The 19,612-nt window shown below is 49.5% G+C and carries 11 protein-coding genes and 2 pseudogenes; 6 read left to right on the top strand and 7 right to left on the bottom strand.

What is annotated here, in order from left to right:
- The 3 genes and pseudogenes from H6F76_RS25040 to H6F76_RS25050 all read left to right on the top strand — a co-directional run.
- A pseudogene (locus tag H6F76_RS25040) lies at positions 1-106 on the top strand (IS1 family transposase); the annotation flags it as partial.
- A 1,126-nt stretch (positions 107-1,232) separates the two neighbouring features.
- On the top strand, positions 1,233-3,134 hold the full coding sequence (locus H6F76_RS25045) for a Mu transposase C-terminal domain-containing protein (RefSeq protein ID WP_190512367.1): 1,902 nt from the start codon (positions 1,233-1,235) through the stop codon (positions 3,132-3,134).
- Positions 3,135-3,139: 5 nt separating this feature from the next.
- Entirely contained in the window at positions 3,140-4,078 is a 939-nt protein-coding gene (locus H6F76_RS25050) for an ATP-binding protein (RefSeq protein ID WP_190512369.1), read from the top strand.
- A gap of 555 nt (positions 4,079-4,633) precedes the next feature.
- On the opposite strand, the gene H6F76_RS25055 is transcribed toward H6F76_RS25050, so the two are convergent.
- Complete coding sequence (locus H6F76_RS25055) at positions 4,634-4,855, bottom strand: RNaseH domain-containing protein (RefSeq protein ID WP_190512371.1); 222 nt, start codon at positions 4,853-4,855, stop codon at positions 4,634-4,636.
- A gap of 751 nt (positions 4,856-5,606) precedes the next feature.
- Here H6F76_RS25055 and H6F76_RS25065 point away from each other — a divergent pair.
- Positions 5,607-7,148, top strand: coding sequence for a CAP domain-containing protein (locus tag H6F76_RS25065; protein ID WP_190512375.1), 1,542 nt, complete (start codon positions 5,607-5,609; stop codon positions 7,146-7,148).
- Positions 7,149-7,325: 177 nt separating this feature from the next.
- Here the strand turns inward: H6F76_RS25065 and H6F76_RS25070 are convergent, their stop codons facing one another.
- Positions 7,326-7,724, bottom strand: a complete 399-nt coding sequence (locus tag H6F76_RS25070; protein ID WP_199322451.1) for an ATP-binding domain-containing protein — start codon at positions 7,722-7,724, stop codon at positions 7,326-7,328.
- Between the two features lie 165 nt (positions 7,725-7,889).
- Positions 7,890-8,171, bottom strand: a complete 282-nt coding sequence (locus H6F76_RS25075) for a hypothetical protein (protein WP_206754414.1) — start codon at positions 8,169-8,171, stop codon at positions 7,890-7,892.
- A 362-nt stretch (positions 8,172-8,533) separates the two neighbouring features.
- Between H6F76_RS25075 and H6F76_RS25080 the strand changes: the two genes are divergently transcribed.
- Positions 8,534-9,112, top strand: a complete 579-nt coding sequence (locus tag H6F76_RS25080; RefSeq protein WP_190512377.1) for a recombinase family protein — start codon at positions 8,534-8,536, stop codon at positions 9,110-9,112.
- Between the two features lie 142 nt (positions 9,113-9,254).
- On the opposite strand, the gene H6F76_RS30730 is transcribed toward H6F76_RS25080, so the two are convergent.
- A complete protein-coding gene (locus H6F76_RS30730; RefSeq protein ID WP_190512378.1) occupies positions 9,255-16,211 on the bottom strand; it encodes a calcium-binding protein in 6,957 nt (2,318 codons plus the stop codon).
- Between the two features lie 319 nt (positions 16,212-16,530).
- Between H6F76_RS30730 and H6F76_RS31620 the strand changes: the two are divergent.
- Positions 16,531-17,164, top strand: a pseudogene (locus H6F76_RS31620) (recombinase family protein).
- Here H6F76_RS31620 and H6F76_RS25095 read toward each other — a convergent pair.
- The 3 genes from H6F76_RS25095 to H6F76_RS25105 form a co-directional block, all read right to left on the bottom strand.
- Positions 17,117-17,395, bottom strand: coding sequence for a hypothetical protein (locus H6F76_RS25095; RefSeq protein ID WP_190512379.1), 279 nt, complete (start codon positions 17,393-17,395; stop codon positions 17,117-17,119). The pseudogene H6F76_RS31620 and the gene H6F76_RS25095 overlap by 48 nt on opposite strands.
- A gap of 80 nt (positions 17,396-17,475) precedes the next feature.
- A complete protein-coding gene (locus tag H6F76_RS25100; protein WP_190512380.1) occupies positions 17,476-18,381 on the bottom strand; it encodes a ricin-type beta-trefoil lectin domain protein in 906 nt (301 codons plus the stop codon).
- A 420-nt stretch (positions 18,382-18,801) separates the two neighbouring features.
- A complete protein-coding gene (locus H6F76_RS25105; protein WP_190512381.1) occupies positions 18,802-19,191 on the bottom strand; it encodes a hypothetical protein in 390 nt (129 codons plus the stop codon).
- Positions 19,192-19,612: the final 421 nt, after the last annotated feature.

The raw sequence follows: 19,612 nt of genomic DNA on the forward strand, positions 1-19,612 counted from the left end.
GTCTCGACTGGTTCGCAAAACCTTGTCATTTTCAAAATCCGTAGAGAATCATATTGGTGCCCTTTGGTATTTCATCCATCACTACAACGCATCATTACTTGTGTAGCACTACCCAGCTTAGTTCAGAGGCGTGAAAGCCTTATTTTAAGCGGTTTTAGCCATCCAAAATTCTGCGCTACTCATTTGCTAGCAACTTTAAATAGCTGTTTTTATGGGAGAGCAAGTTTTGCATCACCTACTTCGGCCCTTGGCGAACTAAAGTCTTTATAAATCAATAGTTTCAGCGACCAAAATTCTGCGCTACTCATTTGCTAGCGCCTTTCAAAGCAGATTCTCATCCGAAAGATTTTGGTCATCGTCAGAGAATAGTTTTGCGCTATTGATTTGCTAATAAGGGTTATCAGAGCTTGAAAGGGGTAAAAAACCTAAAAGTTAATCTGAGCAACAATTTTAGCCATTAAAAAACTGCGCCACCTATTTGCTAATTGCGCCATTTTACGTGCCTAGTCACAACTGCTGAAGGACTGAAAGTCTTGTTCTCCAAAGGATATAGCGATCGTAAATTCTGCGCAACTCATTTGCAAGTGCTTTAGAAGGGAAATTTGCAGAAGCAACAGACTTTGTGCGTGATTACTTACGACGCGGATTTAACTAAGCCTAGAACCCTTTCGTAGTAGTGACTTCAGCGATTAAAATTCTGCGCAACTTATTTGAAAGCGCCTAAAAAGGGCAATTTTCGCCTGAAAGATTATTTGATTCTCTAAAGAATAATTCTGCGCAACTCGTTTGCTCTTAGGGTTGATGGGGGTGTGCAAGTTCTAAAAAACTTGAAGTTGCTGCTGTATAAAGATTTCAGCCTTTAAAAGAAAGCGCAAGTCATTTGCAAATTGCGCAATATAATGTGCTCAGTCACAACCCCAGAACAGGCTCCTACAGGTGTACGCTTGCCTGCTAAATGTCGCTATTTGCACGATCATGTCGCTCATCCAAAAATAGCTACAACGTTCCTCCAGCAAGCGTTTAAGCCATATTAGCTCGTCAAATAGTCTTTGCACGCTAAATGTCGCTACCATCCGATTTGCACGCTCTATGTCGCTACACGCTTAAAAAAGCTTAATATATCATTTGCGAGCTAGGTGTCGCTACTTGGGTCAGTTTGCAGTACGCTTGGGCTAGAACTTCTTCTGTCAACGAAGCCAAGGCGATGCCTTCACGAACTGACTTTTCACACCATGACTTCTCCCAATGCTTTTCTTGATTTGACTGAAACGCTCGGCATGCTAGATGGCAGCGTGGGAGTTCCAGATGATTTTGATTCTGTAGAAATCGAATCGGTCATTGTTAGCTTTTCCAACGACCCTAAATTTAGATACGCCCTCATCGAATGGATAGCAAAGTCTCATAACAATACAACAAAGCGCAAGCGTAAGGAGGTGGTGAGAAAAGCGCTCGGTTTCAAAGATATTCGCCAGGTTGAGCGTTTACTAAAGCAGTATAAGAAAGGAGAACTCCAGGAAAATTGTGGGAAAACACGCTCTGACAAAGGAAAAGTATTAATTGACCCGTACTGGCTTCAGTACATGGAGGAGTATTGGAAAAAGTCTCTTGGGGAGAAGGAGATTTTGCGTGGGATTGACATTTATCGCGAACTCAAGCGTCATGCCGAAGTTGATGGTCGGGGAAAAGCCTTGCCACCTTATCCTCACTATGTAACTGTCTATCGAATTGTAAATCCCTGGATTGATGAGCGCGATCGCGCTCAAGGAAAAAGAAGCCGCAATCCTGGCTCGGGTTCCTGGTTAGCGGTTACGACAAAAAACGGCAAGATGCTGAAAGCAGATTACAGTAATCAGATTATTCAGGCTGACCATACAAAACTCGACATTTTTATTCTTGATGAGGAGGGCAATCCCTATCGCCCTTGGCTAACCATTATTGTAGATACCTTTTCAAGTAGCCTATTGGGCTATTTCTTAGGTGCAAGGCAACCAGGTACGAATGAAGTTGCCTTAGCATTACGTCATGCAGCAATGCCTAAGCAATGTCCAAGCGAGTACTTGACTGAAGAATATATTGAGATTTTGCAGGCAGAAAAGATCCCAACGACCTGGGGCGCTTATGGTCTTCCCAGCCAATGTTTTTTCACAGACGGTGGCAGAGACCTGGCAAAGGCTAAGCATATGAAGCAGATTGGACGTAAATTTGATTTTGAGTGTGAAACTCGAAGAAGTCCTAAGGAAGGCGGGATTGTTGAACGTTGGTTTAAAACAATCAACAATATTCTCAGAAGGTTGGGAGGATTTATTGAGAAAGCCAAAGACAAGGATGCGATCGAGAAGGCTCAAAAAGGTGCCTTCTTAAGACGTAGGGACTTAAGAAGAGTATTAGACGGTTTCTTCTGGGCCTATAACCATGAGCCTTATCCAAGAGACAAACGCCACACTCGCTACGAGCGATGGGTGAAAGGATTAGGGGGAGTTTTGCCCGCAGTCCTCGACGAGGAGGAATTGGATGTTTGTCTGATGAAGGAGGAAACTCGAGTCGTCCAGGAACTTGGCTCAATATCTTTTAAGGGGCAAATCTACCGTGGGGAGTGCTTGAAGGACAAGAAGTATCTTAGTGAAACAGTTACCGTAAGAGTTGACTATGAACACGCTCTACGGCTTCGTGTTTATATCAATGAGGATGAAACCTACGATCGCATGGGAGCGTTTCTTGGTTTTGTTGATGCTCTTAATTTAGAGTATCAGGACCTGAGCTTGGATGAACTTGAAGGGTTGGGTAAGGGTAAAAAAGACCCTGACAACTTTGCATCACTGCTGGAATTAGGCTTCAGAAATGAATTGAATGAGCGAGGTAAAAAGGACAAACAAACTCGGCAACGGGAAGAGCAGAAGCGATCGCGCCGGGATGCCAAACCAGCCTCTAATAATGTCGTCTCGATCAAGAATCGAACAGCTAAATCTACCCAATCTGCACAACCTCCATCAACTGCTTCAAAGAGCGCTTCTGCAAACCAAACCACTACCAAGCAAGGTCAGTTAGAAGCCAAAGAAGTTCCTGCTCAGCAAGGTGGGCAGGCTGAACCGATTGTGCTCATTCCGCTGCGCACATCATCCTATGACGATTGGTAGCAATAATGACATTCTCCGAAAGCATCTCCCAACCTGCAATTCAAGTTCTCCCTCCATGCCGTGACCTTTCTGTGGGTGTGGAAGCAGTCATTGCTGACGTAGTGACATCACTACGTTCAGAATTTATTGAGACTGAGTACACTGCTCATTACTTCAAGTCCCTTGATAACTATCGAAAAATGGGGCAGGGGGTTCGTGTCATTGGGCCACGATTGTCTGGAAAGAGTAAAGCGTCGAAACGTTATGGTGAGCTAACAGAGAAGAAGACCGCTTATACTGATGTTCCAGCAAATTGTAGTTCAAGAAGAATGCACGAAAGACTGCTTAAAGCAGTGAGGCATGCTGATCCTGGTGGTAGAAGAACTGATCTTCAGTCGAAGCTGGCTGGTTGTCTGATCCCCTTTGGTTACGAAATGATCATTGTTGATCAAGGTGAGAAGCTTCAGGAGGAGGCGTTAGCAGATCTAGCAGCGTTGATGGGGGAAAAAGGAATTCCCGTTGTAGTTTGCGGAACTCCAACACTGGACCAATACCTGGACGGCATAGGGCTTCTAGGATGGTTTCCCAATCTTTATCCCTTTGGCAGTCTCACCGCCAACGACCTCACTCAAACCTTGAACAAGATTGAGAATCAATATTTAAGACTACCTGAACCTTCTAACCTTGCCACAGGTGAGAACTTTCAAACTCTTGCTATTTATACTCATTCTTACATTGGACTAATCATTAATGTCATTGAAAAAGCGGTTGTTCAATCTCTGCAAAAAGGGCACTCGAGCATTGACAGCAGTATATTGAAACAAATATCGGAGAAATATGGCAAACGCTATGTTGATCCAAAGCTCGTCCTTCAAGCCGCTTCATCAGGTAGTTCAATGCCGTCTCCTCCAGCTCTTCCTTCCCAGGCTGAGACAAGTGAGCCGCCAAACACAAGCACTTCGTAGTTAATTCCGATGGCAGAATCAGAACATACTTTGAGACCCAACAATGTCAGGTTAGTTTATCTCGAACCTTATGAAGGGGAAAGCTTACCGCACTATTTAGGTAGGCTTCGACGATTAGAAGGTAACAATGTACGCTCTGCAACAGCATTATCGACAGCGGTTGGAATTGACGCAATTATCCCTCAGTGGGAACAGGGATTCTTCAATCCTTTCCCCACTGAGGCACAACTTACTGCTTTGGGAGAAGTCATTGGGTTAGAGGTTGCTCGATTAGCTGAGATGCTACATCCAAAAGGGGTAACGTTAGATCCAAGACCGATTCGTCTATGTGGCGCTTGCTATGCTGAATGTCCTTGTCACAAAATTCAGTGGCAGTTCAAATCTAAGTTGACTCCAAGGTGCGAGCGACACAAACTCAAACTGTTGATGAAATGTCCAGGCTGTGAAACATTCTTTCCAGTGCCTTCCCGTTGGATAGAAGGAAAATGTCAGAACAGAAAGTGTGGTATGCGCTACTCACGAATGGCTAAGCACCAAGCGAAAGTATAATGTCAACTACCAGTCGTCGGCTGTCTCCTCTTCATCCTCCCCGATCGCAAACTCGCTAATGTAAGCTTGAACGACTCTTTCGGCAAAGAGGGGTGCTGGCAGAATTGCCCCATCACTATAGTGACCAAAACTGTATCGTAGGGATTCTACTAATGCAACAAGCTGGTCAGGGTCATCACTTGGCTGATGGAGTGTGACAACAAGCTCAAAGGATTCGGGGTGGGTCACTAATCTGTGAAAGGAGGGGTTTTGCTAAGTCGGTGAACAGGCTGCCCTTCGGCATTAACCAGCTTCTCTTTGCTCTCCGGCTTCTTCACGACAGTACTAATTTCTCTAGTGCGATAGCAGCTTGGACCTCGCAAGTAAGCATGCAGCCTTTTACTACCTCTAAAGTGGTTTCTGCAAGCTGTCTTTCAGTTTTCTCAATGATTCCAGGGGCAAGACCTTAAATTCGAATCAACCGTGCGCCCTGCCACTCTTGCTGCAGCCATTGATGCTGTTGCCCCAAAGCGCTTTGCTCGGCCTTGATCCGGACATCTGCTAAACAGCCCCAGAGTTGAACGCAGTTGGAGGAGTCAATTAGAACCAAGGGTTATCCCCCTTCTCCACAGAATTGGAGCTAGTTTGTCAGACAACGTCCCGCTGATAGGGAAACTTGTGCAATGAATCCTATGGCATCGGAGAAAATACTCTAGGGACTGTAGCCTCGTCTTATTAAGGTAGACTACCGTTTCGGTAATGACACAGTGCAGTTTCTAGGCAACCTCTCAGCCCTTGACCGTGAGAATGGCTTTATGTGCCACTTAAACAATGCCAGCTTTTATAGCGTTTGCATAAAAGTATGTACTCCGTATGGAACACATACAGGTCGCTAAGAGTAGTTTGGTAATGGCTGTAAGCGCCCTTACTTTACCGATGTGGCACTGCCATTGGACCGGTAACAGGTGCTACTTTCGCATCACCTTTCGCAGTACCAGAGATGTCTTTTCCCCCACGATTCCGGCTGATGCCGCTCCACCTGCTAACGCTAGCAGGTGTTTCGTTGTTGCCAGCACCGACTGCCCTTGCAAGTGCCATCGTTCCTCAAGCCGCACCAGCCGCACCCAGCACCACGATCGCCCAAACGACTCAGGCTGACTACAGCACTTTAGAGCAAGACCTGCTGCGGGAAATTGATCGCGCTCGCACCAATCCAGCGGCTTATGCGGCACAGTTGGACGCCTTGCGGCATCATTACGATGGCACGGTCTTGAGCTTGCCTGGAGAAGACTCAATCCAGACGCAGGAAGGAGTGGCGGCCCTAGACGAGGCGATTACCTTCTTACGCTCCCAACCGCCGCTGTTACCAAGCAAGCGCGCGTCTGGGATGGCTCAGGCAGCGCGTGATCAGAGACGTGATCTGGGCGCTAGTGGCAGTCAGGGTCCTAGCGGCAGTGATGGGAGTAAAGTAGGAGATCGCCTGAAGCGCTATGGGGTATGGAGTGGTAGCGCCACGGCGTTACTGAGTTACGGCAAGCGAACGGCCACTGCCATCGTAGAACTTTTGCTCATCAACGATGGCTATCCCAACCGCAGCCTGAGAGCCGCCTTGTTTAACCCGGACTATCAGTTCATGGGCCTTGCCTGCGGGTCTCATGCCACTCACCAAACTTTGTGTGTGCTCAACTACGCCGCGCAGTATACAGATCATGACCAGCGCTCGGAGACGACTAATGCGGGTACGCTAACGCCAACGGCTGAGGCAACGCTTGTCAGTTCACCAGTTGTGCCAACGCTCGCTCCAGCAATGCCTGAGACGCAAGCTTCGACGGTAGCAGATGCAGACGCCTCCCCGTCCGTAGCGACGCACCAACCTGTACTACCAGCAGCAGCACCTGCTCTCTCAGTCGCCCCCGAGGCCGCGCTAGACTCAGGCACTCCCAACGGCTTGTCCACCTTAGAACTCGCTATCATTGCTGAAACCAATCGGCTGCGCCAAGATCCAGTCGCATATGCGGCGGCACTAGAACGGTTGAGGCCGTCCTACGAAGGTAAGTTGCTCAAACTGCCGGGGAGTCCCGCCTTTGAAACCGCAGAAGGGGTCGCAGCCCTAGATGAGGCCATTGCGGCTTTGCGCAGGACGCCACCCTTGCCGCTTTTGGCTCCTTCCCAAGGGATGTCGTTAGGGGCGCGCGATCATGTGAAAGATTTGGGTCCGGCGGGCAGGACTGGGCACAGCGGCAGCGATGGTAGTACGCCCTTTACCCGACTGAATCGGTATGGCACCTGGCAGCTTACAGCAGGCGAAAATATTAGTTACAGCCCACTCAACCTGGCACAGTGGCATCTTATGCAACTCCTGATCGATGATGATGTACCAGCACGAGGGCACCGCAAAGCTTTACTTAATCACAAATTCAGGGTAACGGGTGTCGCCTGCGGGACGCATACGGTCTACCAAAACGTTTGTGTGATGACCTATGCCGAAAAATACCTGGAGCAGGACACGCCTGTGGGGCTGCAACATAAAGACTCCTGGTGAGATGAGCACGCTTGCGAGCGCAACTGGCACGCATCAAGTGACTGGCAGGTGCTGCTGCACCGGCCTTAACCATTTGCAGGAAATGGGTTTAGCCCTTTCGTTACACTGCAAATAATGGTTTCCATGAGCTGATGCTTGGTGAGTGACCAGTGTTTTCGGGTGCGTCATTAGCTGTTTCTAGACTTGACTCACAGCCAGTGGGTCAACAAAAGTCAGCAAGTCATTCTCTCCCCCTTTGAAGGTGAACGTGAAGGTATCACCACTCGTTAGCACCTGCTGCATTTCCTCATACAGCGGTGATGCTCCCTCAATTCCACTCAAGCAAGCCCAGCCTTTGGCTCGAGTCAAGGCCACAAACAGTTGACTGCGGAGGGTAATGCTACTTTCATCCTGAGCCACCTGGTCAAAGCCGACGACACAGACCCTCTCAGCTTCATTCCCTTTGGCGCGGTGAATCCGGGAGACTGTCACAGCTCCATCCCACCAAAATTGATTAGGATGCGTTTTACCAGCCTCGGGAAACCAGTTGGGCTGATGGGCGCTTGGAATATAAAAAGCAAGCCCTTGTCGCTTCAAAGCATGAGCACCTGCTGCTCTAGCGCGATCGCCGTCTTTTTTCGGAATGTTTTAGCAGCAGCAAGAGAACTTCTGGCATGTCCCTAGGGCAGACTTTGCAGGTGCTACGTGGCACTTGGACGCAGCTTTGCTACCTTTACCCTGCTGCCAAAGCAAGCAAGCGTGCTAACCCCTCTCACCCTCAAGCAGCGCTGCTTGAACTAATTGAACAAGTTCCTCCAAATGATGCTCACAAAACTGCTCGGCTTGGTTCAGAGGCATACCTCGGGCCACAGCATACGTCTCAAACGCGTTGTAAATCATGGCTTCAGCCATTTCACGTTCGTCTTCCCCAACGGCCCCTCTGGAAGCAAGGCAACCGTTGATGATGAGATGCACCAGTTGGCTCTCCTGTCTAAAATCGTCCAGCAGTTGCTCCGCAATTGATCGAGATGAAGCAGCATCCATAAAGTAATTAACTACCGATCCCTCTAAGATAGCGAAGCAGAACGAGCGTGTTGCCACTCCAGCTTAGTCACGGGGGGCTAAGCCGACTGATACCGTTGACAAAGCAAAGAGAGAAAAATCAATGTCAGCCTTGGGTAGAAAAGCTGAGTGAACGGGAGCTGATTCAGGGTGGAACGTGCCCCTTCTCTATCACAGCAGGAAGACCTCAGGAACGGTCGTTTGTTTTACAGTTGGACCCACTGGCTTAAAAAGGGACTTTCAGGTTTGTCAGTCTGTAAATCAACTCGTCAATGAATCTATGTCTCAAAAGCACTCAGTTTCTATGAGTTCTGAGACAATCACAGTACCTTAGAACGCTCCTTATGCTCATTGGATACGAACGGGTCTCGACTGACGACCAAAAGCTAGCGTTACAACATGATGCGTTGCAAGCCGCAGGCTGTGAAAAAATCTTCGCTGACAAGATGAGTGGTGCCAAAGCCGATCGCCCTGGCTTGCAAGAAGCTTTTGAGTTTGCCCGAAAGGGGGACACGATCGTCGTCTGGCGACTGGACCGCTTGGGTCGCTCACTCAAAGATTTGATGGCACTGGTTGAGGAATTGGAAAAGCGCAAGATTGGGTTTCGCTCACTGCAGGAAAGTATTGACACGACGAGTAGTGGGGGCAAGTTAATCTTTCACATGTTTGGTGCACTGGCTGAGTTTGAGCGTAATCTGATTCGGGAACGCACTCAGGCAGGCTTGCAAGCGGCAAGAGCGAGAGGTCGCAAAGGGGGGAGACAGCAGAAGTTGACTCAGCAGCAAATTGACATGGGGCGATCGCTGGCGGCAGACCCATCTCGGAGTGTGACCTCAATTTGTGAACATCTGGAAATCAGTCGCCCAACATTTTACCGTCATATTTGTGAAGACATAGCCAAAAGCAGGAACAAGACACCATAAACTCTTCCCTCACAATAAGGAGTCTGACGTTGAAGGCAATTTGGCAATTGAATTACTGGAATAAGTCTGCTGCACCATGTTGTTTAACCAATTATTCATACTCACCCTGGAACAAATCTTGTTTCAGGGTTGAGTGTTTTGCCTAACCAAACGTTATGGGTTGGTAGAGAGCAGAGGCAGAATGGAACAGCTCCGTGGTTAAGGTATTGCCTTGCACTCCCTGCAGAGACATCAAGAGTGAATCATCCCCTAGCACACGGATTGAGGTGCTGCCAGCATTGATACCAGTTCCCTGCTCGATTCTAAGTTGCTCAAAGATCAACCCACTACCTAATCCAATAAAGTCTTCACTGACATTGAAATCGGCGACTAGATTAAAGCCGCCCAACTCCATGACAAAAGTATCAGCCCCTGCATTACCAGTGAGGATGTTATTGCCAGTGCCGCCGATCAAGACATCATTACCCAGTCCTCCACGCAGAAGGTCATTGCCCCCCAAGCCCATAAGTAGGTCATTACCTCCCTGACCGTTGATCACATCATCGGAGTTGTCAAAGCCCATCGTGTCGTTGTCGAGGTCGTTGAGGAAGGTAACAGTGTTCGATCGCAGCACTTGATCCAGCACCCATTCAGAGTTGAAGACATCAAAACTGTCCTGGATGGTGGTGTCGCCATCGAACTGGAACAAGCTGTTGCCAATGGGCGCTCCATTGGCATTTAGCGTGGGGAGATTGTCCAGGTTTTCCATGGCAAAGTTGGTCAGTTTGACCGTGGTGTCCGTGATGCCTTCAAAGGTGATGACCAAGCTGCTGCCAGTTGCAGGCTCGTAGTCGGTTTGGGTCAGCAACATGTTTTTAGCCAACAGTCCGGTGCCCAGGAATTGTAGAATATCGGCTTCGCTGATGATGTCAGCGTAGGGTGCAGTACCGGGGCCGACTCCGTCAAAGTCGGCGATCGTGTCCACACCGTCGCCCCCGTGGATCACGAACCGATCGCGTCCTCCGGCTCCAAACATTTGATCGTTACCCAGTCCCCCTTCGAGGCGATCGTTGCCAAAGCCGCCGATGAGGGAATCGTCACCCTCACCACCGCGCAGGTAGTCATCTCCCAGTCCCCCTTCTAGATAATCATTGCCCCATTGTCCAGCCAGGTAGTCGTCCCCGGCACCACCGAGCAGAATGTCATTGCCTTCGCCACCTCGGAGCAAATCATTACCGCCCAAGCCCCTCAGGGTGTCGTTACCGCCCTGACCGTTGATCACGTCATTAGAGTTGTCAAAACCATTGGTTTTGTTGTCTAGGTCATTCAAGAACGTGACGAAATTGGGGCGGAGGACTTGAGTCAGGGTGGCATTGGCGTTGATCACATCGAAGCTATCCCAGATCGCGGTATCGCCCTGGAACAGGATGTTGCCGACGGTGAGGGATGCGCCCGTGCTGGTGCTGTGATTGTCGAGATTTTCCAGGGCGAAGTTTTGCAGGGTGACACTGGTGTTGGTAATGTCTTCAAAGTCGATCACCAGATTGCTGCCCGTTTGGGACAGGAGCATATTCCGGGCAACCAGATCGGCTCCAGAGAAGACGATCGTGTCCATTTCGGGAACCAGGTAGGGGGCGGGATTGGTGCCGCGACCGACTCCGGTAAAATCCAGAATCGTGTCTGGGCCTTCGCCTCGGTTGATGTGGAACAGGTCATGACCGCCGCCGCCAGCCAGGATGTCGCTGCCCTGATTGCCATTGAGGATGTCATCGCCGGTGCCGCCGTTGAGTCGATCGTCGCCTAGCCCGCCTTCCAGCAGGTCTTCACCCGCTTGACCGAAGAGTTGATCGTTATCATCGCCACCGGAGAGGACATCATTGCCTGCACCGCCTTCCAGCAGATCATCCCCGGCTTGACCCAAGAGTTGGTCATTGCCCTCGTTGCCGAACAGGGTATCGTTCCCCATGTCGCCGTCTAGCCAGTCATCTCCCAAGCCACCACTGAGGGTATCATTGTCCGCTTGACCAAAGAGTTGGTCATTACCGTCGCCGCCAAAAAGGACATCATCACCAGCACCGCCGTCCAACAAGTCATTGCCAGCTTGACCGTTGAGGGTGTCGCTGCCGTCGCCGCTCCAGAGTTGGTCGTTGCCCCAACCCCCATCTAGGGAGTCATCGCCAGCTTGTCCATACAGGATGTCTTTGCCATCACCGCCGGAGAGGACATCATTGCCTACCCCCCCGTCGAGCAGATCGTCTCCGGCTTGACCCAAGAGTTGGTCGTTGCCGTCATTGCCGTTGAGCGTGTCGTTGCCAATGCCGCCATCTAGGGAGTCATCGCCTGTGCCGCCGTTCAGGGTGTCGTTGCCTTGATCACCCCAGAGAGTATCAATGCCGTCGCCGCCGTTGAGCAGATCATCGCCTGCGCCGCCGTAGCCAGTGTCGTCCCCTGCATCGCCATTTAGGGTGTCGTTGCCTAGGTTGCCGTAGCCAGTGTCGTTGCCTGTGCCGCCGTAAACCAAGTCGTCTCCGGTTTCGCCGTAGAGAGTGTCGTCGCCTGTGCCGCCGTAAACCGTGTCGTTGCCGCCGCCTGCGGTGATGATGTTGGCTTTGGCATCGCCTGTGAGGGTGTCGTTGAAGCGGGAGCCGACGATGTTTTCGGTGTCGAAGATGCGATCGCTGCCACCCTGCCCATCGGTGGCGCTGGTGGTTTCCAGGTTAACGGTCACACCGCCGAGACCACGACGATAGCTGATGGTATCAATGCCGTTGCCGCCGTAGAAGAGGTCGTTGCCGCTGCCGCCCACCAGCAGATCGTCGCCGCCCAACCCGAAAATGGTGTTGTTGCGATCGTTGCCAATCAGCACGTCGGCAAACTGGGAACCGGTGATGTTTTCCAGGTCTGTGAGAGTGTCAGTGTTGCCATAGCCGTCGGCAGCACTGCCGGGGTTGATCGCGAAGTCGGCTTCCAAGTCGGTGTAGTAGGCAGCGGGATTGTCGGGGGTGATGGCGTTGTTAGCGTTGGACTGGCGATCGTTGCGGTAGTTTTTGTTTTCGTCAAGGTTGACGACTACGCCGCTGGGGGAGGTGAGGTAGCTGACCATATCCACGTCGCCGCCGCCGTTGATGCGATCGTTGCCTGACCCGCCAAATAGGATATCGGTGCCTGCGTCACCATTCAGGATGTCATCGCCATCATTACCGTAAAGGGTATCGCTATCGGCTCCACCAAACAGGGTATCGTTGCCCTCGTTGCCTTCCAGGTAGTCGTTGCCTGCCCCGCCGTAGATCGTGTCGTCGCCTGCGTTGCCGTAGAGGACATCGTTTCCGGCTTGACCGAAGAGTTGATCTGTCCCATCGCCGCCGAAGAGTTTGTCTGCGCCGTCGCCGCCTTCCAGATAGTCGTCGCCTGCATCGCCATTCAGGATGTCGTCGCCATTTTGCCCGAAGAGTCGGTCTGTGCCGTCGCCGCCGTTGAGGGTATCGATGCCGTTGCCGGCTTCGAGGAAGTCGTCACCGATGCCGCCGTCGATCGTGTCGTTGCCGTCTTGCCCAAAGAGGCGATCGTTGCCTTCGTCGCCAGAGATGCGATCGTTGCCGCCTTCGCCGTAGATGCGATCGTCGTCCAGCCCGCCTGCGATCGTGTCATTATCTTCACCGCCATAAATCAAGTCGTTCCCAGCATCACCGTTAATGATGTCGTCGCCATCCTCGCCCCAGAGTTCGTCGTTGTCGCTGCCACCAGAGATTGTGTCGTTGCCGGTGCCACCGTAGAGGAAATCATTCCCTTCATTGCCAAAAAGCTGGTCGTCACTGGTGTTGCCGTAGAGTCGATCGTCATCTAAGCCGCCTGACAAAATATCCTTGTCAGCGCCGCCGTAAAGGAAGTCGTTCCCAGCATCGCCGTTGATGATGTCTTCGCCATTTTCGCCCCAGAGTTGATCGCTATCGCTGCCGCCACTGAGAAAGTCACTGCCGATACCGCCGAAGATCTGGTCATTCCCTTCATCACCGTAGAGAAAGTCATCACCTTCATCTCCACGAATAACATCGTTATCAAGACCGCCAGAAATAGTGTCAACTCCAGGATCACCACTGATCTGGTCATCACCTTCGTTTCCAAATAGAAAGTCGTTGCCAAGACCACCAGAAATAGTATCTCTGCCAGTCTGACCAAAAATTAAATCGTCGTCTTTCTCACCATAAATCTCATCATCGCCTCCATCTCCACTGATGACATCGTTGCCAGTGCCACCGTAAATGACATCTCCCTCATCTTCATCTGTTGAAGTTATGGCGTTCATTGCTTGAACAAATCCAGCAACAGACTGAAGGATCTCAGAGGGAGTTGAAACAACTTCTTCAGCACTAAAGCTAAGTCTAGAATTGACGAAACTGAAAGAGTCAAAAGAGAGGTCGGCTAGTGCCAGACTTGAAGAACTGCTGGCGGCAAAAGGAATTTTGTTTGGCGCTGATTTTTTGTCTGGTGCATTTTGCTTGTTAGGTTGAGGTTTTGGTCCCTCATCATTGCCATCTTCTTCAATCGCGCCCTCAAACCAATTTACGCCACCTTCCCAAGAACCTCCACCTATATTGTCGTCACCACTGCCGCCATAGATGTAGTCTCTACCATTTTCCCCGCGTAAATAATCATTGTTAGCACCACCGTAGGCAGTATCGTCGCCGTCTGCACCGTAGAAAGTGTCGTTTCCAATACCACCATCAAAGTAGTCATTGCCAGAGAAAGGTAGCCCATTCCCGCCATCATCATCGTAGGTATCCTCCCCAGCACCGCCCCAGAAGTTATCATTTCCTGAACCACCTTCGGCATAATCATTGCCACCTTCACCAATCAGATTATCGTCACCATTTTCGCCGTACAAATAATCATTGTCAGCACCACCAAAGGCAGTATCGTCGCCGTCTGCACCGTAGAAAGTGTCGTTTCCAATACCACCATCAAAGTAGTCATTGCCAGAAAGAGGCAACCCGTTCCCGCCATCATCATCGTAAGTATCCTCCCCAGAACCACCCCAGAAGTGGTCATTTCCCGATCCACCTTCGGCATAATCATTGCCACCTTCACCAATCAGGTTGTCGTCATCATTCTCGCCGTACAAATAATCATTATCAGCGCCACCAAAGGCAGTATCATCACCGTTTGCACCGTAGAAAGTGTCGCTCTCAGTACCTCCATCGAAGTAGTCATTGCCAGAAAGAGGCAACCCATTTGCACCATCGTCATCGTAGGTGTCATTGCCAGAGCCACCCCAGAAGTTATCATTTCCTGAACCACCCTCGGCATAGTCCCAGCCACCTTCACCAATCAGGTTGTCGTCACCATTTTCGCCGAACAACTTATCATCATCAGCACCGCCAAAGGCAGTATCGTCGCCATCTGCACCATAGAAGGTATCGTTTCCAGTCTCGCCATCAAAGTAGTCATTGCCAGAATTGAACAAGTCGTCAATTAGCCCATCGTCATCATAGGTGTCATTCCCTGAACCACCATAAAATTTGTCGTTGCCCAGTCCACCTTCACCATAGTCATTATCCTTTCCACCCAAAAGCTCGTCATCGAACAAAAAACCTTTTAGCTTATCGTTGCCCTCGCCACCGACAATGAGATATGCCTGAGAGGGGTCAAGAACCAGTTTGTATCCCTTCACGTCAAAGATGTCGAGATCGTCATCTTTGAGACTACCGTAGATTACCTTGAGATCACCACGCTTGTAGGACAAAAATGGATTGTTGTTAATTTCATTTTGCAAATACGAAGCATATTGATCTGCTTTCAAAATTCCCGAAAATGCATCTACTGGAAGTGTTACCCAATCCAAAATTTCTTGAGCTGAATCAGGTACATAATTTTCATAGTAGCGGTAATGGTTATAATTTTTTCCTGCACCTGTGAAGGTAATTTCTACTTCTTTACGTGCCAATCCATATGGATCAATCATAGGAGCTAAGACTAAATCGTTGAACCATTGAATAGGTTTTTGCGTAATGCTTTCTCCAGTCTTGAGATCAAAATTATCTTTGTCCGGACTAATTGTCATGCTTGAAATCCATCGTCCTATTCCAAGATCATCCATATCGAACTCAATTGAATCAATCTTGAAGATAGTAGAACCGTAGATATAAGAACGATCCTTCCAATCATCAGTTCCAATTTCAGTCGCATATTGATAAATTGTGATTTTATAATCTTCATTTGATAAGTTAAGTGCATTTCTCATTTGATCACTGTTCATATCAGAAGTAATTACATTTGAGTTAAAGAATTTTTCTACAGCACCAAACATTGACGGTAGAACAAAGCGCCCAGGTCCTTCATTCATATAGTTGAAAGCATCTAGCTTAACTGCTTCTGGAGTAGCATTCTCAGGTCGAATATGCTCGTTGTAATCAACTGCTGGTGCTTCTGAACCAAAAACTAGACGCATAGAATAGCTAGTAGCACTAGGAGCATTAAAAGACTTTTCACCTTTGATCAAATTACCATTCAAATTTAGAACAACTGAATCGTTTTCTTGCTTCATCTGTTGAATTTCAGATTCAGTTAGATCAACCCCATCAATGATCGCAGAAAACAACTCGCCCTCATCTCCAGGAGAATCGATCGCGTTCACACTCCAATCCACAGAATGACCAAACTCTTCGATCAAAACACTGGCGATCGCCTGTGTTTTGTTGGCATTTTGACGCAAGAATCCCTCAGAAAAATAGATCGTGTTGGTTGTACCCGCATAGGCAGCATTTGCCCCCGCCAACTCCGCAACCGTCCGAATTTCGATCGTCGGGAAAGCTTCAAACTTACCCGCCTGCCACGCCGACTTCAAGCCGCTGTAGTCATTCCCTGCCCCAAACGCCAGCGCCATCTTCGAGTCAAACCCCGGATCGCTGGCAAACTGCTTCACCGCCTGCTGGATCACCTCAGCCATGCAATCTGTCGTCACAGAAAAATTCGCAGATCCATCCTGTGGCACTTCCCAAGAAAACGGTGCAGCAGCCTCAGCTTTCTGGGGAATAGGCAGATCAAGCCCTTCGCTCAGTAGCCTCTCAGTAGAAATATCAATGAAACTGGTGTTGGTTGCTTGAGATTGGTTGTTATTAGTCATAGTACTTAGTCTCCTAGGTAGATGAGGTAGTTGAGTTGTGGTGAGATAGGTCGATCGCGCCTTTCAAAACGGGGTTTGGGGAGTAACGGAACAGTGAACCGACTTAAGGCTGTGCGCCTGCTTTGGACGCTGATACTACGCTATATCGCCCCTATCACTTTGCCATGCCGAAGCTGCTGAAGCAGCGATCCTTATTCCCAACCAAGCTTGCACAAACGTTCCTTTGTGCAACGATGCGAAGCTCACCTAAAATAGACCCATAGCCTGTTGCATAAACGTATTGCATTGTTACAACCATTGACAACAGGTTTTTGCAATGATGCTCATTGGTTACGCACGGGTTTCAACTCAGGAGCAAAACGCTGGACCTCAAATTGCGGCGCTCAAGGCTGCTGACTGTGAACTCATTTTTCAGGAGACTGCCACAGGCGGTCGCTGGGAGCGATCGGAATTGCATCGTCTACTTAGGCAACTACGCAAGGGTGATGTCGTAGTGGTCTGGAAGCTCGATCGTCTGTCACGTTCCTGAAAAGATGTTCTGGCCTTGATGGAAAAAATCCAAAAGGCCGAAGCGGGCTTTCAGAGTCTAACGGAGGCCATTGAGACCACTTCGCTGGCTGGTCCGTATGATGATGCAAATGGTTGGTGCCTTTGCCGAGTTTGAGCGCGCCATGCTACGCGAACGTACATGTAATGGCTTGAATGCGGCTCGAAAGGAAGGGCGCGTTGGCGGTCGTCACCCCAAGCTCAAAGCACACCAGGAAAAAGAAATCCAACACTTGGTGGCTTCAGGACAAAAGACCGCTGCCGATGCGGCTCGCCTGTTCAATGTGCATCCGGCTACGGTATCGCGCTTGCTCGCGCGTCATCAGGTGATTGCAGAGGGACATCAAGGAGCGTATTCGCTAATCGGCATTAACAAAGACAGGTTCTTCTTCAACTGGATAAGGTGACGGATCGGGTAATCCGCGATAGGGATCTGGTGGAAGCGGTTGAGAGGGTGCAATCTCCTGAGTAGATGAAGCATCACCTTTTCCGCACAACTTGTTCAAGTTAACCGTTTGTCCAGAAGGCGTTTTCATATAGCAAGCTGGCTCATCCGCTGATGTGGCATGAACCTGTCCACTGAAAGAGGACAGCAGTCCAAAGCTGATCACTGCAACAACGGCGACTGCAACCATCATCACGAATCTTAGTGGTCGTTTGTTCATCCGCATAAGTTAAGCCCCTGATAGGTAATCCTGCAAATGTTGATGAGCTGAAGCTAGTCTTCAAACGTCCATTTCTGGGCGGCGGTGCCGTTGCAGGCATAAATCCACAGGGGTTGACTCTCTATGTCCGTCTTACCGTCCTTTACGTCTAGACACAAACCGCCATCGTTCCGAATTGCGCCAGTCACTCCATTGGGGGGAACACTCCACTTTTGAGCAAGTGTCTGATTGCAAGTAAAGGTTTGAACGGGGGTTCCCCCTATCAGAGTTGTGCCATTCTGAACATCTAGACATCTGCCCTCAATGTTTCGAATGGAGCCGTCACTGCTGTAATAACGCCATTGCTGAGCCGCAGTATTGTTGCAGCCGTAGATTTGGGATTGAATTGAATTGTCAAAAACGTAGCCGTTCCGAACATCTAGGCACTTTCCTCCAACGTTTTTGACTGAGTACTTAGGATTGTGCACGAACCCATTAGCCATCACGACTGAACCGTCTTTTTCCATTCGTGAGCCTTTCCTGTCTCTACCGTCATAAACAGTCCAACCACTGATCTCTCTACCGTTCCACTCTTGGTCTTCACGCGTCCCGAAATTATTAAACTTTGAGATACTAAAGTGGGTATGAACCCCTGTTGCCGATCCGCCGCATCCTCCTGTATCAACTTTTGTAGAAGTCTTGCCCAAAACAGTTCCGCGCTGCACGAAGGTGTTGTTTGGGATCTTTGGGATGCCATTTGCAGAGGTGTCAATCAAGTGGTAGTAACTGGATCTCCATCCGTTTTTTTCATTTATGTTGCTGCCAACGTGATCGATAGCGATCATCACTCCATTACATTGATTTGTGACATAGCCTGGACCAGCAGCTCTGACTTCAACGCTTTCGCCCACCTTCCGGTTAAAGTCAAGCGAATTTTTGGGTTTACCAGGTGTTGACCTGACGTGGGGGCCTTGAGTCATCCGCCAATCCTCGCCAGGTTGCCAAGGAAGCGTAAAGTTTCCCTCTGGGTCTCCCGCGTGAGCAGGCGCATTACCTAAGCTCAGAACTAGAACCAGCAAAAGCATCGCGATTAGGGCAGACAGCCTGAATCGCGTACGTTTACGCAGTGGAAGCCATAGCCTTTGTAGAAACTCCATTAATGCTGCCTCCTATTTTGTAAGGCTTAGGGTACTAATATTTTTCATCTGAAGCTTATTAACGCGAAGACCACAATTGCTTCGCGTTAATGAGACTTTTCCTAAGACTCCCGGTACTGTCAAACTCTGTGAGTCCCCCAGCAGAGCTAGAGGTTTACCCGACTAAATTAGCTGTCCGAAAATCTGCTAGCTATCTTTTTTCAGTTTTGTAGCAGGCGTGTCTGCTGTCACGCTTTGCCTTGGTCACGTGCTACGGTCTTTAGACCCCGGTGGACCCGCCAAAGCCGTGGCAGTTGGCTTCTTTAGTGTTGCCTTCCGCTTTGCTAACAGCGTCGGCATCCACGGTTTCATTTCATAACGGGGCTCAATCCCTTTACGCTGTCGCATTGCAGCCCATGACCTCCTTGTGTACGCTTCGCCAACGAGGTTGCCATCGCTAACGCAACACTCAGTACCTGGTGCCTTGCCAGGGCTTCCAGAACTGGGACTCTCACCCAGTAGACAAAGCCGAGCTTCGCTCGGCGCACTAGCAACGGACAAAAAGTGGTCGTTAAGGCTAGAAAGTTCATGAAATAAAGCTTTCAGCGATCGCTCTAATTGACTGCCGAGCGGCTTGAGCTGTCCCGTTTTCACCCCTAAATGGGACAGTCCGAATCACAAACAACGATTTTGCGCCATTACAGGTTTCTCAGCCATGATCGACAAGGCTCCGTAAATGGGACAGTTCACTCCAACTGCTTACTAGCGACCAGAATTTTTCCGCTGCTATAACTAAGCCCACCAGGAAAAGAGATAGGTCAAACCGTAAACAAGACATTGCTTTGCACTAATCCAAGATCACTACGCCAGATTGATTGGCTCTACCCATCTGACAGCCCAAACATAGAGCCTTTAAGGATCTACCGTATTCATATATCGGCTTGTTGTTGGAGCAGGATCTGCATTGCTAGGTAACGTGACAGAACAAATTGTATTAATACCTATCCCTATGGCTAGGAGTAAAAGTTTATCCATAGTTAAGAGTAGAGATGTGTCGGCAAGTAAGCTTTGGAAT

The organism is Leptolyngbya sp. FACHB-321, from assembly GCF_014695975.1.
In the GTDB taxonomy this organism is placed as follows: Bacteria; Cyanobacteriota; Cyanobacteriia; order Leptolyngbyales; family Leptolyngbyaceae; genus Stenomitos.